At 73.2% G+C, this 7,346-nt stretch carries 6 protein-coding genes and 1 pseudogene; 4 read left to right on the plus strand and 3 right to left on the minus strand.

Annotation, left to right across the window (positions count from 1 at the left end; all coding sequences use genetic code 11):
- Window positions 1–9: 9 nt before the first annotated feature.
- Together ACYU96_RS02225 and ACYU96_RS02230 are read right to left on the minus strand one after the other, a co-directional pair.
- Window positions 10–870: an alpha/beta hydrolase gene (locus ACYU96_RS02225; protein ID WP_460748693.1), complete on the minus strand. Its 861-nt coding sequence runs from the start codon at window positions 868–870 to the stop codon at window positions 10–12.
- Window positions 871–1,002: 132 nt separating this feature from the next.
- A complete protein-coding gene (locus ACYU96_RS02230) occupies window positions 1,003–2,052 on the minus strand; it encodes an FKBP-type peptidyl-prolyl cis-trans isomerase (protein ID WP_460748695.1) in 1,050 nt (349 codons plus the stop codon).
- Window positions 2,053–2,186: 134 nt separating this feature from the next.
- On the opposite strand from ACYU96_RS02230, the gene ACYU96_RS02235 reads away from it, so the two are divergent.
- The 3 genes from ACYU96_RS02235 to ACYU96_RS02245 all read left to right on the plus strand — a co-directional run bounded on the left by ACYU96_RS02235 (window position 2,187) and on the right by ACYU96_RS02245 (window position 4,255).
- Entirely contained in the window at window positions 2,187–2,486 is a 300-nt protein-coding gene (locus ACYU96_RS02235) for a hypothetical protein (protein ID WP_460748696.1), read from the plus strand.
- A gap of 96 nt (window positions 2,487–2,582) precedes the next feature.
- Complete coding sequence (locus ACYU96_RS02240; RefSeq protein ID WP_460748698.1) at window positions 2,583–3,344, plus strand: alpha/beta hydrolase; 762 nt, start codon at window positions 2,583–2,585, stop codon at window positions 3,342–3,344.
- A gap of 104 nt (window positions 3,345–3,448) precedes the next feature.
- Complete coding sequence (locus ACYU96_RS02245) at window positions 3,449–4,255, plus strand: alpha/beta fold hydrolase (RefSeq protein ID WP_460748699.1); 807 nt, start codon at window positions 3,449–3,451, stop codon at window positions 4,253–4,255.
- 132 nt (window positions 4,256–4,387) lie between these two features.
- On the opposite strand, the gene ACYU96_RS02250 is transcribed toward ACYU96_RS02245, so the two are convergent.
- Complete coding sequence (locus ACYU96_RS02250) at window positions 4,388–5,899, minus strand: DivIVA domain-containing protein (RefSeq protein ID WP_460748701.1); 1,512 nt, start codon at window positions 5,897–5,899, stop codon at window positions 4,388–4,390.
- Window positions 5,900–6,174: 275 nt separating this feature from the next.
- Between ACYU96_RS02250 and ACYU96_RS02255 the strand changes: the two are divergent.
- A pseudogene (locus tag ACYU96_RS02255) lies at window positions 6,175–7,346 on the plus strand (hypothetical protein); the annotation flags it as partial.

Here is a 7,346-nt window from a genome sequence, read left to right on the forward strand (position 1 = left end):
GGCCTGCCGTCAGCCCTGGGCGCGTGCCGACAGGCCGGAGATGAAGCGGGCGATCTCGGACGGCTTCTCCTCGGCCATGAAGTGCCCGGCCTGGATCGGTTCGTACGTCAGGTCGGGTGCCCAGGCGCCCCAGATCGCGGTGGGGTCGAATCCGAGCCGGGATCCCCAGTCCTGCGAGATGACCCCGACGGGCATGGTCAGCTGTCGGCCGGCGTCCCGGTCGGCCTCGTCCATCTCCAGGTCGATGCCGGCCGAGGCGCGGTAGTCGGCCACGATGGAGTCGACCGCGCCGATCGAGCTGTCGATGTAGTGCCGACGTGCCTCGGGGGTGAAGGTGGCGCCGGCTGGGTCCCACGTGTCCAGGAAGGAACCGAAGAACTCCGGGGCGACCGCGGCGATCATCTTCTCGGGCAGCCCGGGCAGCCCGGGCGGCTGGGCCATGAGGTACAGGTGCCAGGCGACCCTGGCGTTCACGCCCTGCAGGACGGCCCACGTGTCCAGCGTGGGCAGGACGTCGAGGATGCCGAGGTACAGGACCCGTTCCGGGTGGTCCAGGCCCGCCCGGACGCCGACCAGGGCGCCCCGGTCGTGCCCGACCAGCCCGAAGCGCTCGTACCCGAGCGCCTCGGCCAGGGACACGATGTCGCGGGCCATGGTGCGCTTGGAGTAGGCCGCCGGGTCGCTCGCGGGCGGTTTGGCGCTCTCACCGTAGCCGCGCAGGTCCGGCATGATCACGGTGTACCGGTCGGCCAGCTCGCGAGCGACGCGGCGCCACATGTAGTGCGTCTGCGGAAAGCCGTGCAGCAGCACGAGCGCGGGGCCGGTGCCCCTGACCGCGACGTTGATGGACACGCCCTCTTCGACGGGCACGGCCCGGTAGCGAGAGTCTTCGTCCCGGGGCGCGGTCCCTCCCGGGAGGAACGGCCCGCCCGCCGACGACGACGCCGCGGCGGCGCGTCCCCCGCAGGGGACGCACCGCCGCGGCGGTCGGGTGGAGCCGGGTCAGGCCTTGGCGGCGTCCAGGATGTCCACGACGAACACCAGCGTGGCGTCGGCCGGGATGGGGCTGCCCTGCGGCGGCTGGTCGGCGTAGGCCTTGTCGCCCGGGATGACGAGCAGCACCTGGCTGCCCACCTTCTGGCCGGCCAGACCCTCGGTCCAGCCCGGGATCACCTGGGAGAGCGCGAACGGGACGGGCTGACCGGAGCTCCACGACGCGTCGAACGAGGTGCCGTCCAGGAGGCAGCCGATGTAGTTCGCGGTGACCTGGTCCTCCTTGGTCACCTCGGCGCCGTCGCCCTCGATGAGGGGCTGCACGACGAGCTCGCTGGGATCCTCGAAGTCGTCCGCGATGGTCACTGTCGGTTCGCCGTCCTCGGCGAGCTCGACGGTGGGCAGGCCCGGCTCGGGCTCGACGGCGGTGCCCACGGCCTTCGTGGGCAGCGTCTCGGAGCCGACGACGTCGATCACGTGCACCTGGGTGGCGCCGTCCATGCCCTGCATCGCGATCGTGAGCCGTGCTCCGACGTTGACCCCGCTGAACGGCTCGTTCAGGATCTGGAACTGCGGGTCACCAAGGGTGAAGGACTGCGCGCCCTGCCCCTCGTCCCAGGTCGACGGCGTCGGCTGCTCGCCGTCCTCGCCGTTGACGATGTAGTCCTGGAACGTGATCTGGTCACCCTCCACGAGCTCGTCGCCGCTGCCCTCGTCGATCACGTCGACGGCCAGGCCCTCCACGGCCAGCGGCGTCTCGAACTCGACCTTCTTGGGCTTCTCACCGACCTTGCCGGTGATCTCGACGGCCTCGAGAGCCTTCAGGTCCGCCTCGGTAGGCTCCGGGGCGTCCTGGGCCTCGGTCTCCGGGGCCTCCTCGGCCTCGCAGACGCCGCCGGTCGTCACCGGCTCGGCGACCGCAGGGGCCGACGACTCCGCGGACGCGGACGGACTGGCCGACGCGTCGCTGCTGGAGTCGTCCCCGTCACCGCATCCGGTGAGCACGAGGGCGGAGCCCAGGGCGAACGCCGCCAGGCCGGATGTGGTGCGGTGCTTCACGTTGTTGTCCTTCGATCGGTTCGTAGTGACAGACCGGCACACTGTAACGGTCCGAGCCTGGAAACACCTGGTACGTCGTGGAACGCCCACCGGCCTACACGATTCACCCACCGCACCCCTGGAACAATGGCGGTATGCCGTCCAAGCGCCGATCCAGCAAGCGTCCCTACGGAGCCGAGCACCGTCCGCTCGACCTCGACCGGGCCTCGGGCGGCCGCCGCAGCGAGTCCGCGTCCGACGGCGAATGGGTGGTCCAGCACGTCCGTTCGTCCGACAAGACCTACGTCTGCCCGGCCTGCCGCCAGGACGTACCACCGGGGACCGCGCACGTCGTGGCCTGGCGCACGGACGCGATCGGCGGCCCGGACGCAGGCCTGGAGATGCGCCGCCACTGGCACGAGAGCTGCTGGCGCCGCCGCGAGAACCTGCGCTGACCCGAGATCCCGCCCGGGCACGGCACCGGTGGGCCGGGAGGGCCCGGCCGGCACCCTGCCGTCGACGCTGCGGGCCGGGCTGGGAGAATGGCCGCGATGACTACCCCGACCTCCCCTCAGATCCGGTCCACGACGGTGCTGCCCGCACGGCGTGAGGACATCGAGCTGCACACCGCGGACGGCCTGACGCTCGTGGGCGAGCTCGCCCAGCCCGTCGCGCCCGACGGCACCCCGCGCACGCCGTCGGCGTCCCTGGTCACGCTCCACCCCTTGCCCACCCACGGCGGGTTCATGGACTCCCACGTCTACCGCAAGGCCGCCTGGCGCCTGCCGGCGCTCGCGAACCTGTCCGTCCTGCGCTTCAACACGCGCGGCACCAGCTCGCCGCGCGGTACCAGCGAGGGTGAGTTCGACGGCGGCGAGGGGGAGCGGTACGACGTCGCGGCCGCGATCGAGCTGGCGGAGTTCCGCGAGCTGCCGCACCCGTGGCTGGTCGGCTGGTCGTTCGGCACCGAGCTGGTCCTGAAGCACGGCGCGGACCCGGGGGTCGAGGGCGCGATCCTGCTCTCGCCGCCGCTGCACCGCGCGACCGACGCGGACCTGGACCGCTGGGCGGAGTTCGGCAAGCCGCTGGTGGTGCTCGTCCCCGAGCTCGACGACTACCTGCGCCCCGAGGAGGCCCGCCGCCGGTTCGCGCGCGTCCCGCAGGCCGAGGTGATCGGCGTCGACGGCGCGAAGCACCTGTGGGTGGGTGAACCGGCGGTGCGCCGGGTGCTCGACGAGATCGTGGGCCACGTGCTCCCGGAGCACGAGCTCCCGCTCCCGACCCACTGGGACGGGCCGCTCGGCCGGGCCTGACCTCCCGCAGACGGCGCCGTCGGTGGGCACAGCCCCTAACCTGGGAGCAGGGCGGAAGTCGCCCCACGGAGCGAGGGGCGGGGGCCCCGCAAGGAGGCGCGGCAATGACTGGCACGGTCCCGTTGACCACGATCGACCTGCGCGACGGCGGCGGTCTCCCGCTGGTCCTCCTGCACGGATTCCCGCTGGACGTGCGCATGTGGACGGCCTGCGCCGCCGCACTGCCGCCCGGCGTCCGCGCGATCGGCCTCGACCTGCCCGGGGCGGGGCACTCGAACCTGGACGGCGCCCCGCCGTCGCTCGCGCACAGTGCCGACCGCGTGCACGACACCCTGCGCGCGATGGGCGTGGGCAACGCGATCGTGGTCGGGCTGTCGATGGGCGGCTACGTCGCCCTGGCGCTCGCCGACCTGTACCCGGGGTTCGTCGCCGGGCTCGGGCTCGTGGACACGAAGTCGGTGGCGGACGACGAGGACGCGCGCGCCAACCGGCACCGGATCGCGGCCGCGGTCGAGGAGAGCCAGACCGTCGACGCGGTGCTCGGCATGCCGGCCGTCCTGCTCTCGGACACGAGCATCGCCGAACGACGCCATCTCTTCCCGACGCTCGAGAGCTGGATCCGCTCGCAGTCGCCGGCGGGCATCGCGTGGACGCAGCGCGCCATGGCGGCCCGCCCGGACCGCACGGCGGTGCTGGAGACGTTCCACGCGCCGGTCGCGGTGGTGGTGGGCGCCCAGGACACGCTGTCGCCGCGCGCACAGGCGGAACACATGGCGGCCGCGGTACGCAAGGGCGGCGGGGAGGTCACGCTGACCGAGGTGCCCGACGTCGGGCACCTGTCCCCGGTCGAGGACCCGCGGGCCGTGGCCGATGTCCTGACCGACCTGCACCGGCGGGTACGGGACCGCTGACCCGGGAGGCCGGGACCGCTGCCCCGGACAGCGGAGAACCCCGGCCTGCCGAGCACCAGCTCCTCGTGGAGGGTGCCCCGGCCGCCGGGGTTCTCTGCCGTGCCCGGTGCGACGTCGCCCCGGGGGTCGGGCTCAGGCGTTCGCCTCGGCCTTGCTCCCCTTCGACGTGCCGGTCTGCTCCTCGTCGCTCTCCTCGCCGTCCTCGACCTGCGGGATGACGACCGTGGCATCGCTGACCTCGTTGGCGGACGGGGCCGGGTTCGGCGCGCGCGGCGGGATGGCGACCGGCTTGCCGCTCGAGTCCTCTTCCTCGGGTGCCGCCTCGTTCCCCGAGCCGACGACGCCGAAGCGCGCCTGCTGCGCCGGGGTGAGCGGGCTGCCGCCGGACGCCGTGGCGAGCGCGGCCGACCCGTCGGGCTTGCCGCTCTGGCCGCCGCCGAGCATGCCACGCAGCTCGTCGAGGTAGCCGTTGATCGAGTCGTGCTGGCGGGTGAGGTCCTCGAGCTGGTTCTGGGCCGCCGCGCGCTGCTGCTCCGCCTCGGCGCTGGCGTCCGCGATGGTCTGGTCGGCGAACTCGCGGGCCTCGGCGACGATACGGTCGGCCGTGCGGCGCGAGTCCGCGACGAGGTCCTTGACGTAGACGTCGGACTCCGAACGGACCTTCTCGGCCTGCTCGAGAGCCACTGCCACGCGCTTCTCCGCCTCGGCGGCGTGCTCCTCGGCAGCCTTGACGAGCCGGTCGGTCTCGTCCTTGGCCGTCTTGTGCCGCTCGGCGAGCTCCTTCTCGACCTGCTCCTTGCGGGTGGCGATGTTGAGATCCGCCTCGGCGAGCGCGGTCCGTGCCTGCTCCCGCAGGTCCTCGAGGTCCGTGGTGACGGCGTTCGACGCCTCGGCGGCCTCCCGCTTCGCCTCGGCCACGAGGTGCTCGGCGTCACGGCGGGCGCGGTCGAGGAGCTCCGTGGACTCGGTCTCGGCACTCTCACGCTGGGCGGCGGTCTCGGCGGCGACCTTGGCGCGCAGCTGGGCGGCCTCCCGCTCCGTGTTGACGCGCAGCTCGGTGGTCTCGCGCTCGACCGTCGACCGCAGCGTGCCGAGCTCGCGCTCCAGGCTGGAACGGCGCTCGGACTCCTCGGTGGCGATGCCGGAGGTGATCAGCGCGGCCTCGCGCTCCGCCGACCCGACCATCTCCTCGGCGCGTCGCTGCGCCGCCACGAGATGGCCTTCGGCCTCGGCGGCCATGGTGGTGCGAATCTCCTCGGCCTCGCGCCGGGCGCTGGCGAGCATCTCCGCGGCCTCGGACTCGGCCCGGGAGCGGACCTGGCCGCCCGAGAGCTTGGCGCGCGCCATGACGTCCGCGGCCTGCTGGTTCGCCTGGGTGAGGATGTCCGACGACTGCTCCTCCGCCGAACGCAGCAGCATCTCGATCCGGGACCCGAGGCCGGAGTACGACGGCTTGTCCGTCTCCTTCAGCCTCTGCTGGGTGTCGCTCAGGTCGGTCTGCAGCTGCTGGGCGCGCGAGTCGGAGGTCTCGACCTGCCGACGGGCCTCCTCCAGGGCGGCGTTGAGCCTGTCGAGGTGGTTGTGCACCTGGTCGCGGTCGTACCCGCGCATGACAGTCGGGAAGAGCGAGCGCTCGTCGGACACGTGCAGACCTCCGTGGCAAGACCGTGGGTCCCTGGGCTCGGATCGGCCAGGGAAATGCCGCAGGTTTTGCGGCCTGTCCGGCGCCCAGGATACGCGCCACGCAACCCGTTTGGATAGGCGCGGGCCGTGATCACTTCCCGACCTCCGGAGCGGGTCGTGAAGACGACGGGTGAAAGAACGGTGACGATCCTTGTCTCCGCCCCCTGCTGGACGTCGGGGTGGTCCACGACTCTATGCTGGACTGTCGGCCTTGGCACCTACGAAGGGAACGGGTGGTGCAACGCTTTCTGGCGGTCCTCCTCATTCTTGCCGGTCTCGGCGGGGCGGGGTACGGAATCGCGACGGCGACGATCCTGCGGGAGTCCGACACCGTGGTCGCGACGGCGACGCCGAGCGGTGACGGAACGATGCTGGTCACCGCTCCAGGCGTGCTCGGGATGGTCGACGAGAGTGTCACCGTGCGCGCGTCGGTGCCCGAGGGGCAGAAGGTCACTCTGGCCGTCGGGACCGAGCAGGACGTGCTCGGCTGGGTGGGCGACGCTCCCTACGACTCGGTGACCGGGATGGCCGACTGGACGCGCCTCTCCGTCGTGCCGGGAGAGGGCGTGTCCCGCGAGGACGACGCCTCGGGCGGCGACGGCGAGGAGGCCGCCGAGGGCGACTCCGGCGAGAACGCCGCCGATTCCGCCGACAAGCCCGTCGCGGGGCCGGACCCTGCCGGCTCCGACCTGTGGATCTCCGAGGTGAGCGGCGAGACCAGCGTCAGCCTGCGGTACTCGGATCAGCCCGGTCCCTATGCGCTCCTGGCGGCCGGCGTCGGCAAGGGCGCCGAGGCCCCGACGGTCGAGCTGACCTGGCCCCGGCCGGCCACCACCCCGTACCTCTGGCCGGGAGTCATCGGCGGCGGATTCCTCCTCCTGCTGGGTGTCTTCCTGCTGCTGGGCGCGAACCGCAAGCACCGTGGCGGCAAGAGCCGCAGGCCGAGCCGTTCTGTCAGCGCACCGCTCGGTCGCCAGGACGATCTGCCGCGTCGTGGTGCCGCCGACGACTCGCCCTTCCCCGTCGCGTCGGACGACGCGGCTCAGTCTCCCTTCCCGGCCGCGCCGGGTGAGGCGGAGAAGCCGCCGTTCCCGCCGTCGGCCGACGACGAGAAGGGCGCCGTCGGGTTCCCGCCCGCGGCCGCCGCCGCGTCCGCCACGCAGTCGTGGGGTCCAGGGGCGCCGTCGTCGTACCCGGCGGCGCCCGCACCGGCGGCGCAGCCGATGATGCCGCAGGCCCCGGCCGCCTCGGCCGGCGGCTGGGGCTCCGCGCCGCACGAACCGGCGTCGGCGCCGGTCGCGCATCCTGCGGCGTCCGGCCCTACGGAGTACCCCCAGGCGCAGCAGGCTCCGGCGGGCCCGCCCGCGCCGGGCAGCCTGCGTCGCCGCCGGGGCGGCCGGCGCGGTGC

This window comes from Myceligenerans cantabricum, assembly GCF_054777735.1.